Below are 25,452 nucleotides of genomic sequence, written 5' to 3' on the forward strand. Positions count from 1 at the left end.
TAGTTTGAAGGAGTGGACATACGATGCAAAAAATAGTGATCTTTCCTTTTTTAAGGATGCGATCCGGTCATCATCTCGTCGCGGAAGCCATCGCCGAACGACTGCAGGGACCAGATGTTGAAGTCAAGGAAGTAGAGTTACTCAGTACGATCAGCCCGTTCGCGGAATGGGTGACATCGAAGTTTTATCTGAACTGGATCCGACATTTCTCGAACGGTTATAGTCGTTTTTATCATCGGCATATTGCCGGGCGCTCGAGTAACGCGCGCTCAAGGGGATGGACGTCGCATTATTTCCAACAACAGATGTTACGGATCATCCGGACGGAACAACCGGATGTCATCATCTGTACGCATGCGTTTCCGTCCTATCTCTTGAATCAATTAAAGGAACGAAACCTTTGTGATGTACCCGTCATCAATGCCTATACCGATCTATTCGTCAGTCGCGTCTGGGGAAAGACGCATATCGAGTATCATCTGTTGCCTAATCGTGAGGCGAGGCGGGAATTACACGCGCACCATGCTGTACCAGAAGATAGGTTGTTCGTAACAGGAATCCCTGTCCATCCAGCAATTTCTGGTGGTTCGATCATTCGCTCGACGCAGTCGCGCAAACAAATTCTGGTTGCGGGCGGAAACGGTGGACTCGGTCAACTCGAGACGTTGCTGACGCAAATCGAACAGTGTGCAGAAGCCGATTTTCATGTCTTGTGCGGGAACAATCAAACGCTCTATAAACGACTAGCCTCGCGACGCCATCCACATATTCATCCGCTCGCCTATATCGATTCACGAGATGAGATGAATCAACTGTATGAACGGATGGATGCGATCGTCACGAAGCCGGGTGGCGTGACGGTTAGCGAAGCGTTCGAAAAACGTATACCGCTGTTCATTCAACACGTCCTACCGGGGCAAGAAGAAATCAATCGCACGTATTTGATGGAGAAAGGGCTTGCGTTCTCCTTTAATCAAACGGATACACTCGCGGACGTCATCCGTCGGACGCTTGAGAATCCGGACGTCATGCACGCTTGGCAACAAGCGGTCACACAGTATCAAAATGATCGCGTCATGGCCGATCAGCGATTTTTCGCTGAACGGATTGCGGGTTGCCTGCAAGATCGTCGTCAAAAAGTAAATGGATAATAAGGGAGTTAGTTTACATGCGTTCACGTCTTGTCACAGCGGGAGTTCTCGCGACACTCGCCTATACGGTCGTTCCGTATATGGCGTCACGCGTCTTTGGATGGCGCGTGACGAAATCACTGGACTCACGATCCGTCGCCTTGACGTTCGATGATGGTCCAGATCCTGTCTATACGGCAGAACTTCTTGATCTCTTACAACAAGAAAGCATTCATGCGACGTTTTTCGTCGTGGGTCATAAAGCAGAAGCACATCCGGACCTCATTCGCCGGATGCACGAAGAAGGGCATCAAGTCGGTATCCACAATTATATCCATCGTCCGAACTGGTCGATGCGACCGTCGACCGTCCGGACAGGCATCGAGCGGACGGCTACAATCATTGAACGGATCACGGGCGAACGTCCGACGGTCTATCGTCCACCGTGGGGTGCGCTTAATGCTGGAGATGTCCTTTGTCCTCCTTCTTACAACATGATTCTCTGGTCGAAGATGGCAGAGGACTGGAAGCTAGAGGGCGGAAAGGCAAAAATCAAACGGCTGCTATCAAATGTGTCAGAAGGAGACATCATCTTGCTCCATGATAATGGGGATACGTTCGGTGCAGATCCACAAGCACCCGTGCAGACGATTGCGGCGCTGAAAGAACTCTTGCCGGAGTGGAAAGCACGCGGCTTACAGTTTCGGCGAATCGATCAAGCATAAAGAAAGAGGACTTACCGGTTTCATGGTAAGTCCTCTTTTGCATGGATTAAGCATTGCGTGACATGTCGTCCTCGTCTGCTTGACTATGATGGAGGATCAAGCGTCGTACGACGAACGAGCGTAAGAATAAGATGAAGGTGATGAGCGGAAGTAGTAACCACCACGATTGTGTTAAAAATAAGTCATCAAACGTCGTGATCATGACGAAATGACGCCCAATGTACAGCCACATGAACAAGGAACTGACGAATAGAATCGCTTCTGATGTCGTCATGAACTCAAAATCGGATTTCATTGCTTCACTCCTTATGGATGGATGATCTGTTTTTGCATCATCTAGCGCAATCTACTCAATAATCGAATGCGTATGATAAAGATTAAGAACGGACCGGTTCGCGGTCTTGTGTCGTCATGGCTGCCTCAGCATCGACCTCGTACAGAATGACACGGTTCCGCCCTTGTTCCTTGGCGGCATATAACGCTTCGTCGGCAAGGATATTCATCCGCTGGGCAGCAACGTGTTTCCCATGGGCGATGCCGACGGATGCTGTGATCGAGATGGCGGGAAAACCGTCGAGCTGAAAGCGCGTGTTCGCGATTCGCTCCCGGATTCGGTTAGCGACCTTCGCGACTTTCGAAGGCGTCAAATCATAGACGAGGACCATGAATTCCTCTCCCCCGATGCGCGCCGTGATATCGTGCGGACGCGTTTCTTCCTGTAAGATCCGTGCGAATTGTTGTAAGACGAGATCACCGTTCGCATGCCCGTATGTATCGTTGACATGCTTGAAGTGGTCGATGTCGAGTGCGAGCACATTGTAGACACGTCCTTCTTCTTCGAGCAACGCCGTCCGTTCGTCCCAAACACGGCGATTGTACAGTCCTGTCAAATGATCAAGTTCCGCTGATTGTTTGTAGCGCTGCACCTGTTCGTTGAGCAACTGAAAATCAATCGTCAATAGACTCGATAACAGCCCGACCGCCAGTCCAATCGTCCATGTCGAAGCGAGCAAACGAAGGGCGGCATCACTAAAACCGAGATTAATCGAGACAGCAATCGAGATCATGAACAAGGCCCAAACGTTCATGATGAGATTTTGCAAGAATGGTCGATGGAGCAACCGTTTATGGATGAAGTACATCCCGGAGCTGATGCCAAGGACTGCGAGAAAGGCGACGACCGCTTGGGGTGTCCAACCGAAATAGAACCGGGAGCAGCCGATGATCAGCGTTGCGATGATCAGTGGCGAGCGGACGCCATAAAAAGCGAGCAGAACGAGTGGTAAATGACGCAAATCCATTCGTAACGACTCGTTGACGGCGATTCCCTTAAACATCAATAGCACCCCGAGCAGCCCGGTCGCGAGACCGACGATGAGGGATTTCAAGCTACTTGACGCAAGACGTTGACTATAGATGATTTTAGCAATCAAATAAAAGCCGGTGAAGGCGATGCAAGCATTCAATAACAACTCGGCAATGAACATCGGTTCCACATCCTTGAGTATGATACTTTCACGATAGCAGTTTGATAAAGGATGTCAACGAGAGACTCTCAAAATTTTAAAGATTCAGGTAAAGACTTGCTCAAACAGATTTATTTGGTAAAATTAGAGAGCTTTAGGGAAGGGGTGGGATGAGAATGGAACTGAAGCATGTAACGATAGAAGCGCGAAAATTTGATGGACGTCCGCACTATTCGTGGGATGGGTATGTCCTTGAACAGACGGAAGCGTATCTACTCGTCGCGAATACGCCCGGACGGACACTTTTACATCATCGTCGCGAAGCCGTTTATACATACGACAATTATAGTCTGGAATTCTATCCGCTTGATGCGGATTTTACGGTCGGTCTCGATTTAGAGCGGACGGGAGAGGTGACGTACTACTGTAACATTTGTTTACCGCCGGTTCTTCAAGGAAATAGCTTATCGTTCATTGATCTGGATCTCGATCTCGTCCATCGCGAGGGAGTGTGGACGGTCGTCGACGAGGACGAATTTTTAGAGAACCAACAATTGTACGACTATCCGCCTGATGTGATTGAACGAGCCCGTACATCGTTACTGAACCTACAACAGCGAATCGTGCAGCAGCAGTTTCCGTTTGACGGCTTTTTGGATCCATTCATCCCGACCGTCCTGCAGATGAAGAGAAGGGGGAATGACACATGAAGACGATTCGTTGCCACCGGGCATTCGGTGTCTATGGATTATTGATGAAGGAGGATACCTTACTCGTCATCGACAAGAATGGTGGACCGTATATCAATCGCTATGACCTACCAGGGGGGAACCTTGAAGAAGGGGAGACGCTCGCTACGGCGATGCGTCGTGAATTCACGGAAGAGACAGGGCTCGAGGTGGCACTCGAACGGCAAATCGGCGTCGCGGACTTCAAGCTTCCGTGGGATTGGCGCGAGTTCGAAGAAGTCCATCACATCGCCGTCTTTTATCTCGTCCGACAGACGGGTGGAACACTTAGTATCCCTGAACAATTTGTCGGACAAGACTCGCTCGGTGCGCGCTGGGTCAAGGCGAGTGACGTCTCGATTGATAACGCGTCTCCGCTCGTACTCGAAGCGTTTCGCTGGATCGAGGAACAGCAACTCGATCTCGAGGCACGACACTTCTCGAATTGGGACGTCTTAAAATGAACAGGAGCGCTCTTCGTTAACGGAGAGCGCTTTTTCTTATGGGCGATTCGCTAACGCAGCATCAAGCCGTCGTTTTTGATGGCGATGGTGGGCGAGATGATACGTGACGAGAGCATACCACTCGGCGGCATTCAACCAGCCCATCCCACCGTGGTGCGTCTTTTGGTCAGCGGGTGCCGACTCTGCGATGGAAGCAAGTGCAGTGTGACGATCGATCAGTTGCAGCCAACGCGTCCGCAATCGGTCGACGTGAGCCGTCTCGTCCGGTGGTGCGTTCATCGCATCCGGTAACCGAATCGGTGTCGCCGGAAACGCACCGGCAGCAAACAGTACCTCGCCAAACGGTGACTTCCCGGACGTGGTCATGAGTGCGAACTGGCACGACTCGACCTCATACAAATACTCATGACTGACGACAATCAGATGATCGTACATCTGACTGATCGACCATGTGTCATGATTGAGATGATGGATTAATTCATCGGGACGATAGTGATCCAGTTCCTGTAAGAAAAACGTAAATAGATCGTTCATTTCGTCACTCCTCTCAAAAAACTTCTCCTTACTCTTTTCGAACAATCCGCGACTTCTTCCTGTCATATTTCCTAGAAAGGAGGAATCACCATGCAAGACCCTTATCTTCCGGTTCCCCATACGCTCTTACGGAGCGGGACGGCATTTGCGTCCGTCCATGAAAAGATGATCTACCTGATCCTTGAAAGCTTCAGTGGTCAAGACGGTCAAGCGTTTCCGTCCTATCAGACGATCGCCGATGCTGTCCCGTGCAGTAAATCCACGGTCAAGTCGTGTATTCAGTCGTTGATTGCAAGCGGTCGGATCGAAAAAGTTGAACGGTTCACGAAACACGGAGGACAGACCTCAAATGCTTACCGTGTCCTGCCCCGTGTCGACACACCGTCCCCGGCGAGTCAAGAGACGACTACCCCCGAGGTTTCTGATGCCTCCGAAGAAGAAGTCTTGAAGAAAACGACTTTAAAAAAGGAACTGGTGGAGCAGTACGAGACGAACCTCGGCAAGGCGACACCCCGAATCGAGCAAGAATTGCTTCAGCTGGCAACAGATCATCCGATCGAACGGATTCAATACGCGATCGAAGAGGCAGCGCGGGCGAATAGTCGTCATTTCGGTTACATCGAGCAAGTCGTCAAGCGTCTCGCGACTGGATTACCAGCTGAACGGCAGAAACGAATAACCAAACGTTCAAGGAGAGACACTTCATTATTTCAATTACCGAATTGGGTGGAACAAGATAAAGCAGCACAACGAGCATATGAAGCACACCAGAAGAAGATACAAAGCATTCCTGACGACGCCGAAATTGCTGAACTATTACAAGGACTGACAAGGGAGGGAGCCTGATGCAACTGGAAGAATTACTCCGACGTGCCAATCAAAAACTATCCGTTCCGGGCATGCATCCGTCTGTCGTCGGGATCGCGCGTGACGTGATTCGAGAGCTTTATCCGCATGGAATCAAGCTCGGTATAGCACAAAGCTTTCGAAGCATCGCGGAACAGAATGCGTTGTATGCAAAAGGACGGACGACACCAGGACCCATCGTGACGCAAGCCCGCGGCGGACAATCAAACCATAACTTCGGTGTCGCAATCGACGTCTTTCTCTATCAGGATGGAGCATTGTTCCTTTCTCCGCCAGATGCGCGACTCCGGCGGATCGTTGCAGCGATGAAACGACGCGGAATGGACTGGGGAGGCGATTGGTCTCGTTTTCCCGACTACCCACACTTTGAACTGTACGATCATGTCAGTCTAGCGCGCCATCACGTGCCAAAACAAGGTCGCTATCTCCGGGAACGAATTCAAGCACCGGAACTCGTCCGAGTCCTTGAAAAACGCTTAGGTCTTGTGGTGACAGGAATCTTTGATGCCCGATTGACACACGCTGTTCGAACGTTCCAACAGACATGTCGTCTAGTCGCTGACGGAATCGTTGGTCCGCAAACATGGCGTCGCCTCTTTCCGGTGTCGCCATGATAAGACTGCAGGCGTGGATCCGTCTCTTGATTCCGCTCTATGTTTTTCTTGAGTTACTCTTACCGACGCTCGGTTTTACAGCATTGCCAGTATCGTCAAGTGACATCGAGCGATTCGTGACGGGTCTGATCGGACTAGTTGGTCTACTCGTCGCGTGGTGGAAGAACAATGACGTGACTGAGCGGACAATGAGACGAAGGCAGGCACAGGAACAGCTGGAAAACACATCCCTGACCGATTAAGAAGTCTGGAAGCGTTTGGAATGTGCTAGCAACGGGCATTATTTCATACAAACGACTAACAGTTTGATTTCAAGACACCGATATAAGGGATAGACTTTAGTCAATTAGAAAGAGAAAGAAAGGTCGGTCTTTTTGTGAAATGGTCAACGTTGCAGCGCTATTTGTTTTTGGCACTCTGTGCGCTTTTATTTACAAGCGTTTGGAGCTATCAAGCTTTCCTGAAAATCGAACGAGAGAATGCACGCATCTTAAACGAGGCGATTCCGATCTCGACGGAAGCAGCGGAGTTGTTTCCGGCGTTACTAAATCTTGAACTGGTCGTTCGCAGTTACATCCTCTCACCGAACGAGGCGGATCTAGCGCAGTATGATCGGACGATTGATCGGCTTGATCAAACGGTCAAGCGACTCAATCAACTCGATGAGAATCATCCGATCATGCGAAAGCTCGTCCGGACGGAAGCGATTCCCCGGATCGAGACGGCCATCCGATTTTATGATGCCCAACTGGCACTCGTTCGAAACGGGGATCAAGCAGCTGCTGAGGCAAAGCGTTATCAAGGGATGCAGTTCATCGAGACGTTTCGCCCGATCGATGCCCGTCTACGGACGGACGTCAACCGAATCATTGCCGAAGCAACAAATCGTTCCGAACAAGCATCGAGTGCTGCGAAATGGGTCATCGTCGTCGTTGCAAGCATCGCTGTCATAGTCTTGATTGCCTTCATCCAGACGTTTCGGATGGAACGTAGCAAACAAGCCTTGATTCATCGTTCGCTTCACGACGCCTTGACCGGCATCCCGAATCGACGAGCGTTCGATGAACGATTGGAGCAACTCCTCGAAGAAGCCAAACACCACCAGACACCGCTCTCCCTGATTTTGATCGATGTCGATGCCTTTAAGTCGTACAATGATACGTATGGTCATTTAAAAGGGGATGAATGTTTAAAAGAAGTCGCCCGCGTCTTGAAGCGTCAAGCACGGCATGGACAAGTCGCACGGTACGGTGGAGAGGAATTCACAGTCTTGTTGCCGCGTGGAGCAGAAGAAACCCGGCGCATTGCAGAACGAATCCGTCAGGACATTCTCGATTTGAATATCGTACATGAGCGCTATGAACCACTTTGCCGGGTCAGTGTCAGTCTTGGCTTGACGTCGCTCGTACCCGGAGCAGAGACGACGGAAAAAGAGGTGATCGATCAAGCCGATCAAGCGTTGTACCGGGCGAAAGAAAATGGTCGGAATCAAATCGGTGACATGGCAGGCTGAAAATATGAATTCGACAAAAATACCCCTCATGAGAGTGTACTTCTCATGCGGGGTATTTTTATGTTCATTGTAAGATGACGCAATACGATCGATCGGAAATGAGAGGCGCCGATATGACATAGACCGCTTTGACGGGAACACCACCGACACGTGCATCGAGTTGTTTGAGCTGAGACCGAATCTTGCGGCTTAAGCCATAGCGTGTTTCAGTACTAAGCTCATCGACATCTTCTTGGACGTGCAAGAGAAGTTGGAACGGTTCAAGTGAAAAGATTGAAAAATCACAGGAAATCCGCGGATCCTCGAATCTTTCATTCAATTCCTTCTTGATGTAATAGGCTTCTTGTGCACTAATCATCTTCTCTCACCTCACTCTCCTGGTTGAACGACTTTTTCTCTACTATAGTCTATATTACCCAGTTTTCTGGCAACTAATCGTCTGATTTTGAAAAATAGTCAATCCAAATTTCAAAAACACTTGAAACCTTCTTTCAAGACGTTATCCTTACTGATTTCAATAAAAAAACCGCCAAGCTTCACTGAGCAGGGCGGAAGAATTCAAGAGATCGATGACTGGACTTGGCATTTTCGAAGATACTGCTCCATCGCTTGAACGAAGAAGGTCAATTGATGCGTCGAGATGACAGGCACCTTCCCGTATCGCACTTCGAAGTAGAGCGGATCAACAGGAGAAGGGAACGCAATTCGGTCGAACCATTCCGTTACTGTCTCGTGGGTCCGGCGTTGTAAGGACAGCGGCAATTGTGCATTAAAGTGAGCGAGTTGTTTTCGAATCGAGTCAGCAGGCAGGTCTTTTGTCTCATAAATGAAGATTGGAAATCGTGGCGGAAGCACATACCCTGATGGATCGATACGAGGTCGACGCAACCACTGGAGATAATGCCAGAAAAACCAGCTACAAAACAGGAGAATGAGACATAGTATGAGAAGATAAGGAGGTGTCGTCACCGAAGAATCGAACCCTGTCCGGAACCATGGAGCTGGTGGATCGACTTCGCTCATCGTGACCGTGCTTTCACCATAAGACGTTCCTTCTTCGATCGTATCGAAGATTGATTCCTTTGGACCGCAACGGTCGACGCAATATGTATTCGTTGCTGGATCAATTCGTCCAAGAAGTGACGTATATAGCGACGGGACGAATTGTTGCACGGTAAGTAGTAGTAGACAGACAAGTGGAATAAGAAGCAATAGGCGAGTGCGAAGCGTTTTCACGATAGGGACACCTCCTTTGACGAGTACGTTTAACAGACTTTCGCTACACAGTATAGCAAAAGTGGAGAGGGAATATTTTGATTTTTTCAAAAAATAGTCATTGATTTAGAAGGGAATGAAAGAGATGGATTTACGATCGAGTTACCAAGAAACGACGAAACGTTTAGATGGACATGGTAGTCGGACGGTCGGCGTGTTACAAGAGGCGCTCCAAACTGTCTCGGCTGATCAACCAAGTGATATTTATGGCAACGGCGAATTAATCAAGACGTTCGAGCGTAAGATGATAGACTTACTCGGGCACGACGATGCGGTCTTTTTCCCGAGTGGTACGATGGCGCAACAGATTGCGTTACGTATCTGGTCGGATGAACAGAACAATCGTAAGGTCGCGTACCACCCTCTCTGTCATCTCGAAATCCATGAACAGGACGGTTTAAAAAAATTGCACGAGATCGAACCGATACTAGTCGGAGAAGCCGATCGATTGATGACGATAGACGACGTCAAAGCTTTGCAGGACGTCAGTTGTCTGTTACTCGAACTACCGCAACGCGAACTCGGCGGATTGCTTCCGTCGCGTGAAGAACTCGAAGTGATCTGTGCGTATGCCCGTGATCGAGGAATCCGTCTTCACTTGGACGGTGCCCGTTTACTTGAGGTCTTACCGTATTATGAGGCAGAAGCAAAGGACATCGCGCAACTGTTTGACAGTGTCTATATCTCTTTTTATAAGGGACTCGGCGGCGTCGCAGGAGCAATCTTAGCTGGACCAGAAACGTTTTGCCAAGAGGCACGAATCTGGAAACGTCGCTACGGCGGCGACTTGATCAGTCTATATCCGTATATTCTGTCTGCCGATTTTTATTATGAACAACGAAAAGACCGCATGGCAGAGTACCATGCAGCTGCAAAGGAGCTTGCGAGCAGTTTGAATGCGATTTCGGGCATCTCGACTCGTCCCCTAGAGCCAGTCTCGAACATGTTTCATCTCTACTTCAAGGCAGAAAAAGCAGTCGTCGAAGAAAAATTGATTGAAATCCAGTCGAACGGAAAAGTGGGTATCGCTGGTTATCTAGTTGATAAAGATAGCGGCTGTGCGACGGAAATCAACATCGGCGACAGTTTTCTTACGTTGACGCCTGACGAGCGTGAAACAGTCTATCGTCAATTGACGGAGGCGTTCTCAGAGGATTGAACAACATCAGGAGCGGGAATCGTAGGATGGAGGCGACGATAGGTGTCGACTTTTTCTGCAATCATTCGCTCCGTTTCTTGTAATGCTGCCAGTTGCGCTAAGACGCTCGCATGGTGTGCTTCAAGCAATGCGAGCCGTTCTTGCGTCGTATCCTGCTCGCCTTGAGCAAGGAACAGCGTCACGTAAGAACGGATTTGCTCGATCGGCATATGCGTTTCGCGCAAGCGAAGGACGAACCGAAACCATGTCACATCTTGGTCGTCGTATCGACGTTGACCGTTCTGACGCTTCGGAAACAGTAGCCCTTCCTTTTCGTAATAGCGGATCGTATGGGCACTCGTATCGGTCAATCGACTGATTTCAGAAATCGTATACATACATCTCACCTTTCTGCTTGACTTAGAGTTCACTCTAAGGACTAGACTCTCACTATACCAAATCAAAAAGGGGATATGCTATATGAAGTACACGGTCATTACAGGAGCAAGTTCAGGAATTGGATATGAGACGGCAAAACTACTCGCAGGAAAAGGGAAATCACTCGTTCTCGTCGCGCGACGGACGTCTGAGCTCGAAAAACTTCGGGATGAAGTCAAACAAATCTCACCAGATAGTGATGTCATCCTCAAGTCGGTCGATCTCGCAGATAACCAAAATGTCCATAATTTATATGAGGGACTAAAGGAACTCGACATCGAGACGTGGATCAACAATGCTGGATTCGGCGATTTTGATCTCGTCCAGGACATTGAGCTCGGGAAAATCGAGAAAATGCTTCGCTTGAACATCGAGGCGCTGACGATTCTATCGAGTCTGTTCGTCCGCGATCATCATGACGTTGAAGGAACGACGCTCGTCAATATCTCGTCAGCAGGTGGCTACCGGATCGTTCCGAACGCGGTCACGTATTGCGCGACGAAGTTCTATGTCAGTGCCTATACAGAAGGGCTCGCGCAAGAACTGCAAAAAGGTGGGGCAAAACTCCGGGCGAAAGTACTGGCACCAGCTGCGACTGAGACAGAGTTTGCGGATCGTTCGCGCGGAGAAGCAGGTTTCGACTACAGCAAGAACGTCAAAAAGTACCATACGGCGGCTGAGATGGCAGGCTTCCTGCATCAGTTGATCGAAAGTGACGCGATCGTCGGCATCGTCGACGGCGAGACGTATGAGTTCGAATTGCGTGGTCCGTTGTTCAACTACGCAGGATAAAATGGAACAAGGTCCCTTTTTCGAATGAGAAAGGGACCTTGCTTATGTAAGCATAATTCAAACAAGTTTCATGAATGGATCAAAAAAGGACGTCCATCACTTATTTTTAAAGACTTTTTTTGCTAATTTCCATACGACATAGACGACTGCGCCAATGATCAGAAGATTCATCAAGGCACCAAAAATCATGAATTGTCCCACGAGTTAACCACCTTTACATACTTTTTTTGGAGCGATAAGCATTCTATTTACGTTTTCGCTTTGAAAACCTCAAACTGATAAAAAATAACGCCATCAGCACGATAGCGATGTTCACGGCTAACGTTAATCGCTCATTTTCAATCACTCGACCATTCAATAGATTCAAGATGATAACAATCAACATCAATGACAATAAAAAGTATTTTATGGATTTTTTTATCATGAATGACTTCCTTTTTTTGTGTTATTGTATTAGTTTAAACATATCGCGGATTTTAAAACACGGGGAATCAAGTTGTACGAAACATGTCAAAACATTGAAAGTAACGTCAAATGACCATTGGAAAAGAGGTGATCGAATGAAAAACATGATGTTCTTAGGACTCGTCGTTCTCTTACTCACGACGCTCTTTTCACTGCATTACGGGCTACAGCTCATCAGTGATACGACGCTGAAAATATCTTTGTTGGCTTCACTGATCGTAGTATTGATTGCGCGGAAAAAATGGAAGATTACGTTCTCTACGGCGGAATGATCTAAAGAACGTATGAAGAATTGGGAGAGAGAATGAGCGTCAATGAATTTTTTGACTGGAAAATTAATTTACAGGATGAACTGTATGCTGTGATTGATGAGAAGGCGAGAAAAATGGTAGTGATGAGGGACTTCATCGAACTGACTGCGGTCTTGTGGTTGGATCGAAATGATATCCTTCAGTTAAAGCCGACATGGGATTGTGTCATTTCCATCAATGATGCTACAAAACAAATTACGATTCGCTCGGCAGAATCATTGAACATGAAAGAAGAATGTTAAGAGGTACATAAATCGAGTCCATTCGTGAGATTGCTGAATGGACTCGATTGTTATTTAAAGTATGATGTCTACTTTAATTCATGTTGAATGGAGCCGGTCACTTGAACATGATGCTGGTCGTATACAGTCGTCAGCACATGATCTTCAACGATTTCATAGTTATATATATAGTCTGGTTCATTCGTGTATTTGATTTCCAGCACGTATCTTCCGGTTTTCAACTCAAAGACCGTTTCTTTTTTTGAAATATCTTGGTCGTATCCTGATTCAACTAACATTCGTTCAATCTTGATTTCAGTCATCGTTTTAGAAACGAAGAGGTAAGCCGGATAGGCAGCTATCAAGATGACGAGAACGATAAGTGTATAGATGAGTGGACGTACTTCTTTTTTCATACAATCACATCCGTTTCGATGAATTGAGTGAGAAGATGGTGTTCTATACGTATGTGGATGAGGAGCGATTGATAATGGAAAATAACAAAGATGAGATAACGTACTATATGAGAAACGTACCGTTTTTCATTCTCGCAGCACTCCTCGCACCGGTAGCAGTATTACTTGTACTGCTCAATTGGGATAAGCTCTCGACACAAATGAGAAATAACCATTTAACGTTTTCAATCCTAATGACCCTGTTATATATCTCAAAAATACTGCCTGACGGTTTATTTAAAATCATATTCGCGGTCTTTACGTGGACGTTGATTCTTTTCGTGACATACATCTACTTCGGTGGCGGTAGAAAAGGAGCGAAATCATGAGTAAGTATCATTTATCGAGCATTCGGTTAGTTCTCATTGTCGTCATCACATCGTCAATCTTGTATTTTGGATTCGATTGGGAACTCGGGTATGGCATCATTTTTTTAATAGTAACAGTAGGGTATACCATATATCTCAACTTCAAATCAGCCCAAATCGAAAAGGCTGAAGCAGAGACGAAGAACGATTGATTTCATTTGAAGTCAATCGTTCTGTTTAAATATGACCCCACCGAACTAAATCGTCGAGATAATCACGATACGATTCCGATTATTATCTTTTTCACCGACGCACTGGAATTCACCTGCTTTTACACAAATAGACCGTTGGACGAGTGACGAGTCCAATGGTCTATTTGTGTTATTTGTCGTCCTGTAGAACACATTTCATCGCCTTAGATCATTTTATATCCCATTCGTCTCGCCTCGATGAAAGCAGCAGCAAGAAAGGCGAAGACCCCCCAAAGGATCCATGCTGCCCCACGTCCAACGAGTAAGGGATCCGTTCCATACAGAGATGTGCCCCACGTTAGAACGATTCCGTCTAAAAATGTAGCCACTAACAGTCCGAGACTGACACCCGGCACCATCTGTTCAGCATTCAAGCATGCAACTTTTTTTATGATGATGACGGAAATCCACGAAACCGGTAAACCAATCAGGAAGGCAATCACGTTTCCAACATTTTCGAACATGCCGATTCCAGATCCGAATCTGACTGACAGGGCACCGACGAACCAAAATGCTGCACCAAGTACGACCAAGACGATAGCTTGTCCTTTCGAGAATAGAGGGGGCTTATCATGTGTCATTTGTATTTCCTCCTTAAAGATGTAGTATTTACTACATAAATAAATGTAGCATCTACTACGCTTTTTGACAATGCCATGGTGTATCGATTTTAACTGTCACAATATTTTTATCGAAGTGATTTCGTTTTCGTGAAAAACAACTTGAATAATCGCCGATTCAGCTATAAAAAAGATCAATCGATGACGATAGATAGGTACAGATTGTTCTTTTGAAAAACTGTCTTAGTACATGAACGATACATAGAAGGAGTTAATGACACCATGAATGAAACCTTACCGAGACCATTACGCTCTCCAGCGATTTTATCGAGCCTGGAAGCAAACGTCGCGATGATTTGTTTTGATCGTCAACGACGCGTCGTCGACGTCAATGACTTGTTTGCGAAAACGATGAAATATAAACGAGACGAGATGATTGGCTTACAGCACCATACGTTTTGTACACCAGAATTCGCGAACAGCCGTGAGTATCAGGACTTTTGGACACGCCTGTTTTCGGGCTTCAGTACAGCGGATAAAATCAAACGGGTTGATGCCCGGGGCGACATCTTATGGCTTGAAGCAACCTACATGCCGATTTTTGAAGGAGAAGAAGTCGTCGGTGTCGTCAAAATCGCCAGTAACATCACGGACCGGATCGATCGTGTACAAGGATATGCGAAAAGCTTCCAGACGCTTGCTGAAGGACTGAATCTGCAATCGGTTCAAGGATCGAAAGAGGGCACCCAGCTTCAAGAGACGATGACCACGATCGCGAGTGAAACGGCAGAAAACCAACAGACATTCGAAACACTGTATGACCAAGCCATCGAGATCACGAAGATTGCTGATACGATCAAGGAGATTGCGGCCCGGACGAACCTGTTGTCTCTGAATGCGGCAATCGAAGCGGCACGGGCTGGGGAACACGGTAAAGGCTTTACCGTCGTTGCCAGTGAAGTCAAAAACTTATCGGATTTAGTCGGCAGTGCAGTTGTCGAAGTACGCACGAATACGGAAACGATGAACCGTCAAATCATGGCGATGATGAAAAAGATTGAAGCGTCCCATCTCGAAGTCGCGTCGAGCCTTGCGACGGTAAAAGAAACGATGCAACGCTTTACCGCAATCGAAGAGGTCGCACGACAACTCGAGCAGCAAACAGAGGATTTCCGGTCGTTTATTTGAAAAGGATATGGAAAAAGCGATGGCAGTGGGCATCGTTTTTTTGTTTAGTCAGATGAGTCGTTTTGGAAGAGTAAAGGCGTGGGATATAACAGATGAGCCCGTTGACCACAGAACGGAGGCACGTTATAATTCAAATAGACATTTGAATGTAAGGTAAAAGGAGGCAACGTCATGGCACATGATCATCATCACCACCATCATCATACCGACAATAAAAAGGTACTAGGCCTGTCGTTCCTGATCATCACCGCGTTCATGATCGTCGAGGTCATCGGCGGGATTTGGACGAACAGTCTCGCGTTGTTATCGGACGCAGGGCACATGTTAAGTGATTCGATTTCACTTGCGATTGCTTTGTTAGCCTTCCAGTTCTCGAGTCAAGCACCGGATGCGAGTAAGACGTTCGGTTCAAAACGCTTTGAAATCTTAGCCGCTATCATAAATGGAGTGACGCTGATCGTCATCGCCCTCTATATTTTCATTGAAGCCATCCAGCGCTTCATCGATCCACCCGCTGTCGCAACGACCGGGATGCTGATCATCAGTGTCCTTGGCTTGCTCGTCAACATTCTCGTTGCCTGGATCATGACACGCGGCGGTGGGCATGAACATAACCTCAACATGCGTGGTGCCTATCTGCACGTTTTAAGTGACATGCTTGGATCGGTCGGTGCGATTGCAGCTGCTCTTCTGATCATGTTCTTCGGTTGGGGATGGGCGGATCCATTGGCAAGTGTCATCGTTGCGATCCTCGTCTTACGGAGCGGCTATTACGTGACGAAGGCATCCGTTCACGTCTTGATGGAAGGAACGCCGAGTGATGTCGACATTGATGAGGTCGTTTCGACGATTCAGACGAACGAAGCCGTCCTCGGTCTGCATGATCTACACATCTGGTCGATCACGAGTGGTTATAACGCATTATCGTGTCACGTCGTCGTCAAGGAGGACATGACTGTCCGGGAGTCAGAGTCGATTCGCGAACAGATTGATCACGATTTGAAACACGTCGGTATTAACCATGCAACCATCCAGGTCGAAACGGATCAGCATGCGCACGGCAATACGTTGTATTGTGACGGTAAACACGAATCGCATACGCATTAAAAAAACGAGCACGCGTCCAAGTCGGACGGGTGCTCGTTTGCTTATGCTCAAATGATCGGCACCGTTGGTAGAAACAGCGTCGCGAACAGACTGATACTCAAGAACATCGAGTATCCGAAAAAGGTCGTTTTGGCATTTCCAGCCGCTCGGTTACCTAAGTACATGAAAAAGACGATGGATAAGAACGTCAAACCCGTCAATACGGACGAGTGGTGTTGATCCGGCGAAGGAGCAAGCGACTGGACAAGATGCGCGAGACCAAGCGGCAGGACGATCAAAAGAAAGTAGTAGCCTAGACGTGCCTCGGATGGGACGTCGACCTGTTCCTGTTCGGTTTCATAGTCATAACGCGTTTGCGTTTTCATGGATCTTCACCTCCCTATGCGTTATTAGTATAGCGAATGAACATGTCGGCTCTGTTACAGACGGGTAAGAATGCCTTAACAGACGATGACGATGTGATGACGAAAAAAGAATGGGCAGCAATTGAGAAAAATTGTAAGATAGACAAGAAGTCGTTTTAGGAAAGGAATAAAGCATCATGTCACGTGCGTTTCGTTTTATGTATGTCTCGGATTTGTTATCGACCGTCGGGACGAGTTTCGTTTATATCGCGATCTACTGGTTGAGCGCGGAAGAGATCAGTGCTTCTGGCGTCGCCTTACTTGCGACCGGTGTCTTTTTGATTCGTTTTCTTGTCTCAACGTTCGTCGGACCATGGATCGACCGATTCGTCAGTGCATCGTTGTATCAAACATCATTACTCATTCGGTTGCTTGCGCTTGGGATCGCGTTAGCGGGAATCGGTCTGACGGACGTCGTCCTTCCGTGGTTACTCGGCTTACTCGTCGTGCAGACGATTTTACAAATCATTGGTGGCAATGCCGTCTTCACGTGGGTCGTTGATTTAGTCGAAGATGACCAATTGCCGCAAGCAAATGCCTATCTCGCTACGATTGAACGAATCGGTACGCTAAGCGGATTTTTACTCGGTGGAATGATGATCGCCCATTTCTCGATCGCGAGTATCTTATGGCTTGACCTTGGATTGCATCTCGTCGCCTGGTTACTCGTTCGACATATGACAGGGCAAGTCGCAGAAGGGGCGCGTCAAGGATCGTACCGCGAAGCGTTGCTCGAAGGGATCGGTCACGTCGTCCGTGACGGTCGCCTGAAATGGATCCTTGGTTGTGCGGTCCTCGCGAACTGGATGATCACACCGATGAATACTTTACTTGCACCATATGCCAAGAATGTCTTATCGGGAAATGCCCAGACGTTTTCTGCACTCGAACTAGCGACGGTGATCGGGGGAATCGCGATGTCGCTCCTTTACGGAAAATGGGTCGCCTCCGTACGACAGGATAAGCTGTTTCGTTTTGCCGTCGTCTTGCAAGGTCTCGCGATTGCGATCGTCGCCTATGTCTCATCCGTCCCAGTGGCTGTTGGTGGGTTCGTCTTGCTCGGGATGGCGCTGACGTTATTCGGGATTCCATTTGCGACCTTGTTGCAGCGCTCGACGCCTGCGCATTTGCTCGGCCGGGTCCGGACGGCGATGGTCGCAGCATCAACGGCATGTTCCGCGTTCTGTTACGGATTGTCGTCGTACTTGACGTCGTTCTTCAGTATCTCATTCGTTTTCTTGTTCTTTGCCTTGAGTGGTCTTGTGATGACCAGTATCTGGTTGCTTCTTCATCGTACCGTTTCCTTTGCTGAGGTACGACAGGACAAGGTCGGATGAAATATCCGCCTTGAGGTGGAGGTAAGCGGTTTCGCACTCTTATACACTAGAGATAGAAATGAACGATGAGGAGTGGAGTCGATGGAGAGTTTATGGATCACAGCGTTATTGTTTTTGATTCCGATCAGTGGGATGACGGTCTTTTTGAATGTACTGTGGCGTCGAATGGAGACGGAAGGCGTTTCGGAGTAATCATGAACTAAATAGTGCGTCTGCTTACCAATTTTAGATTGGACAGCGGACGTTTTTTTTTCATTTGAGGCATAAATGGTCGTAAAAGAATGACCTCAGATTCGTTAAATCAATACTTCCCGTGTAAACTGAAGTAGCAAGCGGTTTTATGATTTTCGATCGAAGATAAGGGGGAAGCATCAACATGAAAGCAATCATTACAGGTATGAACGGTACGGTAGCACCCGTCGTTGCGGATGTCTTAGCAAAGCACAACATCGAGACAGTCGCTTGGGATCGGACGAAAGTCTCGACGACTGACGAATCCGCGATGCGCACGTTTTTAGAAACGGAACGACCAGATTATTTCTTACATATCGGGATGGGGTCTGTCAGTTGGACGGAAGCGCTCGTCCGCTTGTGCCAGGAATACGAGATTCCGTTCTTCTTCACGAGTACGGTGTCTGTCTTCTCAGACGACGTGCCGGCACCGATCGAAAAGGACGCAGTACCGGATGCGACCGATGAGTATGGTGCCTATAAGATTGCCTGCGAGCAAGCAATTCAAGCACTCGATCCACAAGCGAAGATCGTCCGGATCGGCTGGCAGATCGGGACGGAAGCTGGTTCAAACAATATGGTTGACTTCTTCACGAACGAGATGGAGCAGCACGGCGTCATTCGGGCGAGTCGGAACTGGTATCCGTCGAGTTCGGTGCTTGAAGATACGGCTGAAGCACTCGTTACGATTTTACTTGAACACGAAGCAGGTCTCTATCAGTTGAACGGTAACGATCGCTATTCGATGTACGACTTAGCGCGTGCCTTGAATACGCTTCATGCAAAAAACTGGACGATCGAACCGGTCGATGAACCACGCCGCGATAACCGGATGGCGACGGACGTCGTCTTGGTTCGTCCGTTGTCAGAACGATTGCCCCTCTAATCAAACAAACATCCCGCTCTCCTTGACGCGTGTCAAAGTGAACGGGATGTTTTTTATTGAGCAACTGGAGTTTCTGCTGAAAAGGCAAGCGTTGGTCCGAAGATTTCGTAATGCAGTTTGTCTGGTGACGCCTTGAAGTGTTCGATCACATATTGAATCATCGCTTCCGGACCGCAGACGTATGTCGGATCTGTGATGCTTGCGATAACGTCTTTCGGCAGGCGACCCGCTTGATCCGTCGCCTGATGCTCCGCGTAACGAATGACTCGCGCGCCGCGCTCCTCAAGCAAGGCAAGTTGCTCGTTAAATGGACGATTGCGTTCGTCTTGGACGGCATGATGTAACGTTACGTGGCGACCAGCAGCTAACGCTTCGTCAGCCATCGCAAGCATCGGTGTAATCCCGATACCACCAGCAATCAGCACGACGGGTTCGTCGGAAGCATCGAGTGTAAAAGCACCTGCTGGCGCACTGATCAATACCGTGTCACCGACTTGCGCTGCATGTAAATAGTCCGAGACGATGCCTTCTCGTTTGACACCAATCGTATATGTCTCCGTGTTTGATGCCGTCGTCAGACTGTATTGACGATTATGCCATAAGCCGTCTTTGTCTTGAATCCGCACCGTGATGTATTGTCCGGCTTGATAAGCGGGGAGTGGACCGTCCATGCGGAAGGTCAAGGCGCGAATCCCATCCGCTTGTTCTTCGACATTCGAAATCTCGACTGTCTGATAACCGGAAAAATCTTTCGCTTGTTCATCCTGCGCGTAGAGTTCGGCTTCGAGCGTGATGAACAGATTGGCAATCTCTCCGTATGCTTCTCCCCACGCGTGCAAGATTTCTGGCGTTGCGGCTTCTCCTAAGACATCTTGCATCGCTCCGAGTAATTGTTGTCCGACGATAGGATACATCTCCGGTTTGATTTGTAGACTGCGGTGCTTATGGAGCACTGGTAATAAGACTGGCTTTAACGTCTCGAGTCGATCGATGTGAGCAGCAGCGGCATACACGGCTGTCGCGAGTGCTTGCGATTGCCGGTCGCTCCGCTGATTCGATTGATTGAAGACATGTTTCAGTTCCGGATGAGCTTGAAACAAACGCTGATAAAAGACTTTCGTGATCGCGGCACCGTGCGACGCGAGGACTGGAACAGTCGATTGAACGATTTGAATGGTAGAGGTTGATAACATAAGACCACTTCCTTTTTGTTAAGTAATGAAGACAGTCTTAGTATTTCGTAGTCTCATCTTTAATACAACATTTAAAATACTAGATTAATGAATATCGTGTCTTTTGTCACAAGCAGGTCAAGATTTCGACAACGATTCGTCACGATTGATTGGAAATCCAGAGCTTCGAGAAATCAAAGTAACCGAACGAGTCGATCGTGATGTTTTGCAGTTCGATCGGATACGGAATCAGCCGCGTATCGTGATAGAACGGGATGAAATACGATTCGTCGATCAAGTGGCGTTCGATTGCTTGGTGGATCGGGAGCCATTTTTCGAACGGTGTAGCATCGTATTGTTCGATCCAGGTCAGCATCTCTGGCATCTGCTGAAACAGTCGGATCGGTGGTGAGAACGTGTTCGTCATGAACTGATAAAAAGCGTACTGGATATTTCGCTCGAACACTTCGGCATGGATGGCGAGATCGATCGTATCGTAGACATGAAAATCCGTGATGCTCTCTTCAAATCCGACCTCGACGAACTCATACGGAATCCCGTCTTGATCAAATCGCTGACAGAGCCAGCGTGTCACTTTGTCCGTAAAATCAGTCAGCTTGATTCGGATCGGTTGCGTGAACAAAACGGCAGGACCATCCGGGACGGTATACGGTTGACTATAGGACTCAAGAAAACCACAATCGTTCGGTTGTGCCCGTTCATGGAAGTCATGAATGCCACCACGGACTTCCGCGACGAGCCGGTGGATATAATGACGCGCGGCTTTTGATTCAAACGGACCACCGGCGCGTGGATGGAGCAAGACAAGACCAAATCCGGATTGCGTTGCGATCGTATCAATCGGACTGGAATCAGAAGCCGATGTCCGGTAGACCGGGTCATATTGCTCCGGCATCTGGATGAACTCAATCCGGTCGAGCAGGGCACGGATGCCAAAGTAATTCGGGAACGCTGTCAGAACGGTTTTCTTGTCGTCATGTTGCGTCAGTTGGAACGGTCCTGTCCCAATGCCATCCTTGATGATGCTCGTATGTATCGAGGCAAGTTGCGGAAAAATCGAACTCCGGCGCTGATCGAGTGTGAGGTCGACCCGGTACGGACCGTTCGAGACGATCTTTTTCACGTGCCGGTAGGAATAAGCGTAAGCCGGATAGGCAATCAAGGCACGCAGGCTCTTCGTCACTTCCTTACTCGTCAGGAGCGAGCCGTCATGAAAGCGGACGTCCTTCCGTAAGAAGAGACTGAGCGTCGTCCCGTTCCAAATATAATGATGGGCGAGTTCACCCTGAATGTTGCCGTCGCTGTCGATCGTAAACAGCCGGTTGAAGACGTTCTGGACGAGGTGGGCACTATGGATATCGGCTGCTTCTAACGGGTGGGTCGTCAGGAAGTTTCGTTTTCGCGGAATCAGTAACGCATCAGACATCGTCTGTGTATAGCCGAATTTTCGTTCCAGTTGCCGCATGAAGCGTCCGGCTTGCGCCGGCGACCAGTCCCACGTCAATTCCTCCGTCACCGATTCGATCGAGTCACGGTCAATCCGCTCGAGCATCCGTTTCGCATATTCCCGTTCAACGTGGCGCAACCAGACGAGTTCACTTAAGTTGCCTCGTCCGCGACCACTCGTGTAACCAATCCAACCGTCTTCCTGCCATTTATTGAGATATCGTTTCGTTTGTTTAGGACTGAGATGGATGGCGTCGGCAAGCGTCGCAATCGAGTAATGTCCATTTCGGCAAGTCTTCCATAACATAAAAAGATAAGCATCCATCATACTTCTCCTCCTTAAAAGGGGACATCTTTTTTTAATGACGTCCATTTTTCCTGTGTCTTGTCTTGTTTATGATACAGGTAGAGAATGGAAGGTGACAATATGAAATGGAAAGAAATACCGAAACCAATTAAAGTACGTCTCATCACATCGTTTTTCAACCGGGCTGTCTCGTTCTCCATCATGCCGTTCATGGCCCTCTTGTTCGTCCAGGCATTCAACGAAGTCATTGCCGGTGCATTTTTGATCGCGATGGTCTTCGTCAGCTTCATCACGAATCTACTCGGCGGATATCTTGCCGATCGTTTTTCCCGCAAACGTCTGCTCGTCACGACTTCTGCGCTCACAGCGTTGACGTTCATCACGATGACGATCTCATTGACATTCGACTGGATGCTGTTGTTCATGGTCATCTACGCTGTCTTCTCGGTGACAAGTAATCTTGGTCGACCGGCAATGAGCGCAATTATCATCGATGCAACGACGAAGGAAAATCGCCAAGCGGTTTATGCGCTTGACTACTGGTTGATCAATCTCTCGATCGCCATCGGAACGGCGCTCGGGGGCTGGCTCTACGTCAGTAATCAACTGCTGTTGTTCTGGATTTTGAGCTTCACGTCGTCCGTTTTACCGATTGCGTACTACCTGTTTCTCGACGACACGCCACGGACGTGGCAGCGCCAAAAACTACGTGGTGTCCTCACGGATATCTTCACGAGCTATCAACTTGCTTGGCGGGACCGCCCGTTCGTCAAGGTCGTTTTCGGTTCGATGTGTATCTTAGCGGCTGAGTTTTCGATGGGCAGTTACGTCGCAGTCCGACTCGCCGATTCGTTCGAACCGCTATCATTTGCCGGGTGGTCGATCAACGGGGTCCGGATGATGAGTATCATCAACATCGAAAATACGTTGCTCGTCGTCACGTTGACGTTCATCGTCCAGCGACTAGCGAAGCGTTTGTCTCCGCGCCGGACGCTCGCTGCGGGTCTCATGCTGTACACGATCGGTTATGTTGTCGTGACGAGTGCCAATAGCATGACGGCACTGATGGTCTTCATCTTCATCGCAACGATTGGCGAGTTGCTCTACTCTCCGGTCTTGAACACACAAAAAGCGAATATGATGCCAGCTGATCAACGTGGGGCGTACTCTGCGTTCGCGGGAACGTCGTTTGCTGGAGCGGATTTACTTTCTCGGTCGACGATTCTCGTCGGAACCTTCTTGATTCCGTCGATGATGAGTGTTTACCTCGGATTGATCCTCCTAACGGGCTTTGGATTAGTTTATACGAGTCTGTTCGTGAAGGAATCTGTTCAACGAGAGCGAAACGTATCTTAATAAGGGGGAATACAGATGAACTTACCAGATACTATCGAAACACCACGGCACCTGTTACGCCGTTGGCAAGAAAACGATGCAGCCGCATTGTATGCTTACGCCAAGGATCCGAATGTTGGACCGAAAGCAGGCTGGGCGCCGCACGCGTCACTTGACGAAAGCCGCGAAGTGATTGTCATTTTCCAAGAGTCACCTGGTGAATATGCCGTGACCGATAAGGAGACGGGGGCAGTCATCGGGAGCTTCGGATTTCACTTTAATCGTCGACCGGACGATTCGATCACCCATGACCGTCAAGTCGAGATCGGCTATGTCCTCGCACCTGATTACTGGGGAGAAGGGCGGATGCCGGAAATCGTCGAAGCAATGCTTGATTTCATCTTTAGGGAGTTACCGATCGATGTCGTTTGGTGTGGTCACTTTGATTTTAATGACCAGTCACGCCGTGTCGTTGAAAAAGTTGGCTTTACGCATGTCCTTGACCGACCATTCGTCTTAGAACGAATCGACGGACGGACCGTGACGAGCCATGTCTACAACTGGACGCGTGAGCGGTATGAGGCAGAGTACGGGATAAAGAATACGTAATACACAAAACGACCTCATCGCTGAGGTCGTTTTTTACTATCAGAACGAAAGCAGATTTTTCAGTGACTCGACGATTTTGACTGATCTTGTTTAGATTCTCGAATAAAAGCAACTGTGATTGTAATAGCAGCAACAGCATATCCGACGAGTCCAGAAGTCAATTCCGACCAATCAAATACAGAACGGAGAATGATTTGAGGAGCAAAATAGACGAGTAATGCAATCGGCAAAATCCATGTCTTTGTCTTCCATGCTGTGACGAGAATCCAAACAATCAATAGGGCACCAATCATCCAGCCGACGCTTAGGGATAACGTGATCTTTGGCGAATCGATAAGTCCATTGACGATCAATAGTCCGATGATGAGTAAAATATGAACACTCCCATGAATCCCGTAAAGCATGATACGAGGGCGCGCGCTATCCCGTAAAGCATCTTGACGGAATAGAAGCGCCAGTGTCGTCAAATACACAATACTAATTAGTAAAAATCCGCCAACGAGCAGCATGCTGAACGTCGTTGTTCCATTCAGGAGATTTTGGAGATAGAGAAAAATCGATGCACCGAGAAAAACTTGCAATACGTTCCAAAATACTTCTTTCGGATCAAACGCCATCTCTTTCGATATCGACTGGATATAGGCAGCAGGACTCTCGCCAGTAATCGCACGAACCGATTTCCCGTCCGATTCCGCTTCAATCAGATGGTCTTCGAGTTCATGAACAATCTCGTTCGTTGCCTGTTCATTTTTTCCGGAAGCAAGTAGGTATACCTTTAAGTCTTCTAAAAATCGTGTTGATTCCGTCGATAGGGTCATCTCAATCATCCTCCTTTAAAATGCTTTCGACACTCATCGAAAGGTGATGCCATCGTTTCGTAAAAGCAACAAGTTCTTCCATACCGCTCGTCGTGATCGAATAATACTTTCGCTTCGGACCAGACGGGGAAACGCGTGAAGTCGCTTCGATCCAGCCCAGTTTTTGCATCCGGATCAATAAGGGATAGATTGTTCCTTCGCTGATGTCAGCAAAACCGTATGCTTTGAGTTTGGACGCCAGTTCATAGCCATAAATCTCGTCTTCCGCGATCAACGCAAGTAAACAGCCGTCAAGAATCCCTTTTAACATTTGTGTCGAAGACATCCGCATCTTCC

The 25,452-nt window shown here is 48.2% G+C and carries 32 protein-coding genes; 19 read left to right on the forward strand and 13 right to left on the reverse strand.

Annotated features, from left to right (window positions below; genetic code table 11):
- Nucleotides 1-23: 23 nt before the first annotated feature.
- Together ACZGCQ_RS04445 and ACZGCQ_RS04450 are read left to right on the forward strand one after the other, a co-directional pair.
- Nucleotides 24-1,151 carry an MGDG synthase family glycosyltransferase gene (locus tag ACZGCQ_RS04445; RefSeq protein WP_481265594.1) on the forward strand — a complete coding sequence of 376 codons (1,128 nt, stop codon included), beginning with the start codon at nt 24-26 and terminating at the stop codon, nt 1,149-1,151.
- Nucleotides 1,152-1,168: 17 nt separating this feature from the next.
- Complete coding sequence (locus ACZGCQ_RS04450; RefSeq protein WP_481265595.1) at nt 1,169-1,855, forward strand: polysaccharide deacetylase family protein; 687 nt, start codon at nt 1,169-1,171, stop codon at nt 1,853-1,855.
- A gap of 46 nt (nt 1,856-1,901) precedes the next feature.
- On the opposite strand, the gene ACZGCQ_RS04455 is transcribed toward ACZGCQ_RS04450, so the two are convergent.
- A complete protein-coding gene (locus tag ACZGCQ_RS04455; RefSeq protein WP_251139628.1) occupies nt 1,902-2,129 on the reverse strand; it encodes a hypothetical protein in 228 nt (75 codons plus the stop codon).
- 103 nt (nt 2,130-2,232) lie between these two features.
- On the reverse strand, nt 2,233-3,342 hold the full coding sequence (locus tag ACZGCQ_RS04460; RefSeq protein WP_481265596.1) for a GGDEF domain-containing protein: 1,110 nt from the start codon (nt 3,340-3,342) through the stop codon (nt 2,233-2,235).
- Nucleotides 3,343-3,497: 155 nt separating this feature from the next.
- On the opposite strand from ACZGCQ_RS04460, the gene ACZGCQ_RS04465 reads away from it, so the two are divergent.
- Both ACZGCQ_RS04465 and ACZGCQ_RS04470 read left to right on the forward strand, forming a co-directional pair.
- Nucleotides 3,498-4,031, forward strand: coding sequence for a DUF402 domain-containing protein (locus ACZGCQ_RS04465; protein WP_481265597.1), 534 nt, complete (start codon nt 3,498-3,500; stop codon nt 4,029-4,031).
- Entirely contained in the window at nt 4,028-4,513 is a 486-nt protein-coding gene (locus tag ACZGCQ_RS04470; protein ID WP_481265598.1) for an NUDIX hydrolase, read from the forward strand. The genes ACZGCQ_RS04465 and ACZGCQ_RS04470 overlap by 4 nt, the downstream gene beginning before the upstream one ends.
- 36 nt (nt 4,514-4,549) lie before the next feature.
- Here ACZGCQ_RS04470 and ACZGCQ_RS04475 read toward each other — a convergent pair whose 3' ends face one another.
- Nucleotides 4,550-5,047, reverse strand: a complete 498-nt coding sequence (locus ACZGCQ_RS04475) for a DinB family protein (RefSeq protein ID WP_481265599.1) — start codon at nt 5,045-5,047, stop codon at nt 4,550-4,552.
- Between the two features lie 90 nt (nt 5,048-5,137).
- Here ACZGCQ_RS04475 and ACZGCQ_RS04480 point away from each other — a divergent pair, with 90 nt between their 5' ends.
- From ACZGCQ_RS04480 to ACZGCQ_RS04495, 4 genes are all read left to right on the forward strand, one after another.
- Nucleotides 5,138-5,893, forward strand: coding sequence for a helix-turn-helix domain-containing protein (locus ACZGCQ_RS04480; protein ID WP_481265600.1), 756 nt, complete (start codon nt 5,138-5,140; stop codon nt 5,891-5,893).
- The gene (locus ACZGCQ_RS04485) at nt 5,893-6,528 is read left to right on the forward strand and encodes a M15 family metallopeptidase (RefSeq protein ID WP_481265601.1); all 636 of its coding nucleotides are present in this window, start codon (nt 5,893-5,895) and stop codon (nt 6,526-6,528) included. The genes ACZGCQ_RS04480 and ACZGCQ_RS04485 overlap by 1 nt, the downstream gene beginning before the upstream one ends.
- Nucleotides 6,498-6,770, forward strand: a complete 273-nt coding sequence (locus ACZGCQ_RS04490; RefSeq protein WP_481265602.1) for a phage holin — start codon at nt 6,498-6,500, stop codon at nt 6,768-6,770. Before ACZGCQ_RS04485 ends, ACZGCQ_RS04490 begins: the two co-directional genes overlap by 31 nt.
- Before the next feature lie 134 nt (nt 6,771-6,904).
- Nucleotides 6,905-8,041 (forward strand): GGDEF domain-containing protein, encoded by a 1,137-nt coding sequence (locus ACZGCQ_RS04495; protein ID WP_406747886.1) that lies wholly within the window; start codon nt 6,905-6,907, stop codon nt 8,039-8,041.
- Nucleotides 8,042-8,105: 64 nt separating this feature from the next.
- On the opposite strand, the gene ACZGCQ_RS04500 is transcribed toward ACZGCQ_RS04495, so the two are convergent.
- Together ACZGCQ_RS04500 and ACZGCQ_RS04505 are read right to left on the reverse strand one after the other, a co-directional pair.
- Nucleotides 8,106-8,399: a hypothetical protein gene (locus ACZGCQ_RS04500; protein ID WP_406747885.1), complete on the reverse strand. Its 294-nt coding sequence runs from the start codon at nt 8,397-8,399 to the stop codon at nt 8,106-8,108.
- Between the two features lie 200 nt (nt 8,400-8,599).
- Nucleotides 8,600-9,277, reverse strand: a complete 678-nt coding sequence (locus ACZGCQ_RS04505; RefSeq protein ID WP_481265603.1) for a hypothetical protein — start codon at nt 9,275-9,277, stop codon at nt 8,600-8,602.
- A gap of 124 nt (nt 9,278-9,401) precedes the next feature.
- On the opposite strand from ACZGCQ_RS04505, the gene ACZGCQ_RS04510 reads away from it, so the two are divergent.
- Nucleotides 9,402-10,475, forward strand: coding sequence for a threonine aldolase family protein (locus ACZGCQ_RS04510; RefSeq protein ID WP_481265604.1), 1,074 nt, complete (start codon nt 9,402-9,404; stop codon nt 10,473-10,475).
- On the opposite strand, the gene ACZGCQ_RS04515 is transcribed toward ACZGCQ_RS04510, so the two are convergent.
- Nucleotides 10,445-10,852, reverse strand: a complete 408-nt coding sequence (locus tag ACZGCQ_RS04515; RefSeq protein ID WP_481265605.1) for a MerR family transcriptional regulator — start codon at nt 10,850-10,852, stop codon at nt 10,445-10,447. The two genes, ACZGCQ_RS04510 and ACZGCQ_RS04515, sit on opposite strands and share 31 nt — an antisense overlap.
- 82 nt (nt 10,853-10,934) lie before the next feature.
- On the opposite strand from ACZGCQ_RS04515, the gene ACZGCQ_RS04520 reads away from it, so the two are divergent.
- The 3 genes from ACZGCQ_RS04520 (at nt 10,935) to ACZGCQ_RS04530 (ending at nt 12,702) form a co-directional block, all read left to right on the forward strand.
- Nucleotides 10,935-11,684 (forward strand): SDR family NAD(P)-dependent oxidoreductase, encoded by a 750-nt coding sequence (locus ACZGCQ_RS04520; RefSeq protein ID WP_481265606.1) that lies wholly within the window; start codon nt 10,935-10,937, stop codon nt 11,682-11,684.
- Between the two features lie 560 nt (nt 11,685-12,244).
- Nucleotides 12,245-12,421, forward strand: a complete 177-nt coding sequence (locus ACZGCQ_RS04525; RefSeq protein WP_156501870.1) for a hypothetical protein — start codon at nt 12,245-12,247, stop codon at nt 12,419-12,421.
- Between the two features lie 113 nt (nt 12,422-12,534).
- Complete coding sequence (locus ACZGCQ_RS04530; RefSeq protein WP_481265607.1) at nt 12,535-12,702, forward strand: hypothetical protein; 168 nt, start codon at nt 12,535-12,537, stop codon at nt 12,700-12,702.
- A 68-nt stretch (nt 12,703-12,770) separates the two neighbouring features.
- Here the strand turns inward: ACZGCQ_RS04530 and ACZGCQ_RS04535 are convergent, their stop codons facing one another.
- Entirely contained in the window at nt 12,771-13,097 is a 327-nt protein-coding gene (locus tag ACZGCQ_RS04535; protein WP_481265608.1) for a hypothetical protein, read from the reverse strand.
- 364 nt (nt 13,098-13,461) lie between these two features.
- Here ACZGCQ_RS04535 and ACZGCQ_RS04540 point away from each other — a divergent pair, with 364 nt between their 5' ends.
- Nucleotides 13,462-13,656 (forward strand): hypothetical protein, encoded by a 195-nt coding sequence (locus ACZGCQ_RS04540; protein WP_064300907.1) that lies wholly within the window; start codon nt 13,462-13,464, stop codon nt 13,654-13,656.
- Nucleotides 13,657-13,859: 203 nt separating this feature from the next.
- Here the strand turns inward: ACZGCQ_RS04540 and ACZGCQ_RS04545 are convergent, their stop codons facing one another.
- Nucleotides 13,860-14,276, reverse strand: a complete 417-nt coding sequence (locus ACZGCQ_RS04545) for a hypothetical protein (protein ID WP_481265609.1) — start codon at nt 14,274-14,276, stop codon at nt 13,860-13,862.
- A 261-nt stretch (nt 14,277-14,537) separates the two neighbouring features.
- Between ACZGCQ_RS04545 and ACZGCQ_RS04550 the strand changes: the two genes are divergently transcribed.
- Nucleotides 14,538-15,443, forward strand: coding sequence for a methyl-accepting chemotaxis protein (locus ACZGCQ_RS04550; RefSeq protein WP_481265610.1), 906 nt, complete (start codon nt 14,538-14,540; stop codon nt 15,441-15,443).
- A 171-nt stretch (nt 15,444-15,614) separates the two neighbouring features.
- On the forward strand, nt 15,615-16,550 hold the full coding sequence (locus ACZGCQ_RS04555) for a cation diffusion facilitator family transporter (protein ID WP_481265611.1): 936 nt from the start codon (nt 15,615-15,617) through the stop codon (nt 16,548-16,550).
- Nucleotides 16,551-16,597: 47 nt separating this feature from the next.
- Here the strand turns inward: ACZGCQ_RS04555 and ACZGCQ_RS04560 are convergent, their stop codons facing one another.
- On the reverse strand, nt 16,598-16,915 hold the full coding sequence (locus tag ACZGCQ_RS04560; RefSeq protein WP_023468204.1) for a hypothetical protein: 318 nt from the start codon (nt 16,913-16,915) through the stop codon (nt 16,598-16,600).
- Between the two features lie 176 nt (nt 16,916-17,091).
- Between ACZGCQ_RS04560 and ACZGCQ_RS04565 the strand changes: the two genes are divergently transcribed.
- Together ACZGCQ_RS04565 and ACZGCQ_RS04570 are read left to right on the forward strand one after the other, a co-directional pair.
- Nucleotides 17,092-18,291: an MFS transporter gene (locus ACZGCQ_RS04565; protein ID WP_481265612.1), complete on the forward strand. Its 1,200-nt coding sequence runs from the start codon at nt 17,092-17,094 to the stop codon at nt 18,289-18,291.
- A 376-nt stretch (nt 18,292-18,667) separates the two neighbouring features.
- The gene (locus tag ACZGCQ_RS04570) at nt 18,668-19,408 is read left to right on the forward strand and encodes a sugar nucleotide-binding protein (RefSeq protein ID WP_481265613.1); all 741 of its coding nucleotides are present in this window, start codon (nt 18,668-18,670) and stop codon (nt 19,406-19,408) included.
- Between the two features lie 53 nt (nt 19,409-19,461).
- Here ACZGCQ_RS04570 and ACZGCQ_RS04575 read toward each other — a convergent pair whose 3' ends face one another.
- Entirely contained in the window at nt 19,462-20,601 is a 1,140-nt protein-coding gene (locus tag ACZGCQ_RS04575; RefSeq protein ID WP_481265614.1) for a globin domain-containing protein, read from the reverse strand.
- A gap of 139 nt (nt 20,602-20,740) precedes the next feature.
- The gene (locus ACZGCQ_RS04580) at nt 20,741-22,354 is read right to left on the reverse strand and encodes an ABC transporter substrate-binding protein (RefSeq protein WP_481265615.1); all 1,614 of its coding nucleotides are present in this window, start codon (nt 22,352-22,354) and stop codon (nt 20,741-20,743) included.
- Nucleotides 22,355-22,474: 120 nt separating this feature from the next.
- Here ACZGCQ_RS04580 and ACZGCQ_RS04585 point away from each other — a divergent pair, with 120 nt between their 5' ends.
- Nucleotides 22,475-23,710 (forward strand): MDR family MFS transporter, encoded by a 1,236-nt coding sequence (locus ACZGCQ_RS04585; RefSeq protein WP_481265616.1) that lies wholly within the window; start codon nt 22,475-22,477, stop codon nt 23,708-23,710.
- A 15-nt stretch (nt 23,711-23,725) separates the two neighbouring features.
- Entirely contained in the window at nt 23,726-24,298 is a 573-nt protein-coding gene (locus ACZGCQ_RS04590; protein WP_481265617.1) for a GNAT family N-acetyltransferase, read from the forward strand.
- 59 nt (nt 24,299-24,357) lie between these two features.
- On the opposite strand, the gene ACZGCQ_RS04595 is transcribed toward ACZGCQ_RS04590, so the two are convergent.
- Entirely contained in the window at nt 24,358-25,116 is a 759-nt protein-coding gene (locus ACZGCQ_RS04595; RefSeq protein WP_481265618.1) for a hypothetical protein, read from the reverse strand.
- Between the two features lies 1 nt (nt 25,117).
- The gene (locus ACZGCQ_RS04600) at nt 25,118-25,441 is read right to left on the reverse strand and encodes a PadR family transcriptional regulator (RefSeq protein WP_481265619.1); all 324 of its coding nucleotides are present in this window, start codon (nt 25,439-25,441) and stop codon (nt 25,118-25,120) included.
- Nucleotides 25,442-25,452: the final 11 nt, after the last annotated feature.

This window comes from Exiguobacterium sp. HSB13, assembly GCF_056764755.1.

Bases quoted from the DNA above. Each gene is read 5' to 3' on its own strand.
- ACZGCQ_RS04470 (WP_481265598.1), top strand. From the start codon at position 4,028: ATGAAGACGATTCGTTGCCACCGGGCATTCGGTGTCTATGGATTATTG.
- ACZGCQ_RS04500 (WP_406747885.1), bottom strand. From the start codon at position 8,399: ATGATTAGTGCACAAGAAGCCTATTACATCAAGAAGGAATTGAATGAA.
- ACZGCQ_RS04465 (WP_481265597.1), top strand. From the start codon at position 3,498: ATGGAACTGAAGCATGTAACGATAGAAGCGCGAAAATTTGATGGACGT.
- ACZGCQ_RS04455 (WP_251139628.1), bottom strand. From the start codon at position 2,129: ATGACGACATCAGAAGCGATTCTATTCGTCAGTTCCTTGTTCATGTGG.
- ACZGCQ_RS04475 (WP_481265599.1), bottom strand. From the start codon at position 5,047: ATGAACGATCTATTTACGTTTTTCTTACAGGAACTGGATCACTATCGT.
- ACZGCQ_RS04545 (WP_481265609.1), bottom strand. From the start codon at position 14,276: ATGACACATGATAAGCCCCCTCTATTCTCGAAAGGACAAGCTATCGTC.
- ACZGCQ_RS04485 (WP_481265601.1), top strand. From the start codon at position 5,893: ATGCAACTGGAAGAATTACTCCGACGTGCCAATCAAAAACTATCCGTT.
- ACZGCQ_RS04530 (WP_481265607.1), top strand. From the start codon at position 12,535: ATGGTAGTGATGAGGGACTTCATCGAACTGACTGCGGTCTTGTGGTTG.
- ACZGCQ_RS04555 (WP_481265611.1), top strand. From the start codon at position 15,615: ATGGCACATGATCATCATCACCACCATCATCATACCGACAATAAAAAG.
- ACZGCQ_RS04580 (WP_481265615.1), bottom strand. From the start codon at position 22,354: ATGTTATGGAAGACTTGCCGAAATGGACATTACTCGATTGCGACGCTT.
- ACZGCQ_RS04540 (WP_064300907.1), top strand. From the start codon at position 13,462: ATGAGTAAGTATCATTTATCGAGCATTCGGTTAGTTCTCATTGTCGTC.
- ACZGCQ_RS04585 (WP_481265616.1), top strand. From the start codon at position 22,475: ATGAAATGGAAAGAAATACCGAAACCAATTAAAGTACGTCTCATCACA.
- ACZGCQ_RS04520 (WP_481265606.1), top strand. From the start codon at position 10,935: ATGAAGTACACGGTCATTACAGGAGCAAGTTCAGGAATTGGATATGAG.
- ACZGCQ_RS04515 (WP_481265605.1), bottom strand. From the start codon at position 10,852: ATGTATACGATTTCTGAAATCAGTCGATTGACCGATACGAGTGCCCAT.
- ACZGCQ_RS04510 (WP_481265604.1), top strand. From the start codon at position 9,402: ATGGATTTACGATCGAGTTACCAAGAAACGACGAAACGTTTAGATGGA.
- ACZGCQ_RS04565 (WP_481265612.1), top strand. From the start codon at position 17,092: ATGTCACGTGCGTTTCGTTTTATGTATGTCTCGGATTTGTTATCGACC.
- ACZGCQ_RS04550 (WP_481265610.1), top strand. From the start codon at position 14,538: ATGAATGAAACCTTACCGAGACCATTACGCTCTCCAGCGATTTTATCG.
- ACZGCQ_RS04570 (WP_481265613.1), top strand. From the start codon at position 18,668: ATGAAAGCAATCATTACAGGTATGAACGGTACGGTAGCACCCGTCGTT.
- ACZGCQ_RS04560 (WP_023468204.1), bottom strand. From the start codon at position 16,915: ATGAAAACGCAAACGCGTTATGACTATGAAACCGAACAGGAACAGGTC.
- ACZGCQ_RS04490 (WP_481265602.1), top strand. From the start codon at position 6,498: ATGGCGTCGCCTCTTTCCGGTGTCGCCATGATAAGACTGCAGGCGTGG.
- ACZGCQ_RS04535 (WP_481265608.1), bottom strand. From the start codon at position 13,097: ATGAAAAAAGAAGTACGTCCACTCATCTATACACTTATCGTTCTCGTC.
- ACZGCQ_RS04445 (WP_481265594.1), top strand. From the start codon at position 24: ATGCAAAAAATAGTGATCTTTCCTTTTTTAAGGATGCGATCCGGTCAT.
- ACZGCQ_RS04600 (WP_481265619.1), bottom strand. From the start codon at position 25,441: ATGTCTTCGACACAAATGTTAAAAGGGATTCTTGACGGCTGTTTACTT.
- ACZGCQ_RS04450 (WP_481265595.1), top strand. From the start codon at position 1,169: ATGCGTTCACGTCTTGTCACAGCGGGAGTTCTCGCGACACTCGCCTAT.
- ACZGCQ_RS04575 (WP_481265614.1), bottom strand. From the start codon at position 20,601: ATGTTATCAACCTCTACCATTCAAATCGTTCAATCGACTGTTCCAGTC.
- ACZGCQ_RS04525 (WP_156501870.1), top strand. From the start codon at position 12,245: ATGAAAAACATGATGTTCTTAGGACTCGTCGTTCTCTTACTCACGACG.
- ACZGCQ_RS04460 (WP_481265596.1), bottom strand. From the start codon at position 3,342: ATGTTCATTGCCGAGTTGTTATTGAATGCTTGCATCGCCTTCACCGGC.
- ACZGCQ_RS04595 (WP_481265618.1), bottom strand. From the start codon at position 25,116: ATGACCCTATCGACGGAATCAACACGATTTTTAGAAGACTTAAAGGTA.
- ACZGCQ_RS04590 (WP_481265617.1), top strand. From the start codon at position 23,726: ATGAACTTACCAGATACTATCGAAACACCACGGCACCTGTTACGCCGT.
- ACZGCQ_RS04480 (WP_481265600.1), top strand. From the start codon at position 5,138: ATGCAAGACCCTTATCTTCCGGTTCCCCATACGCTCTTACGGAGCGGG.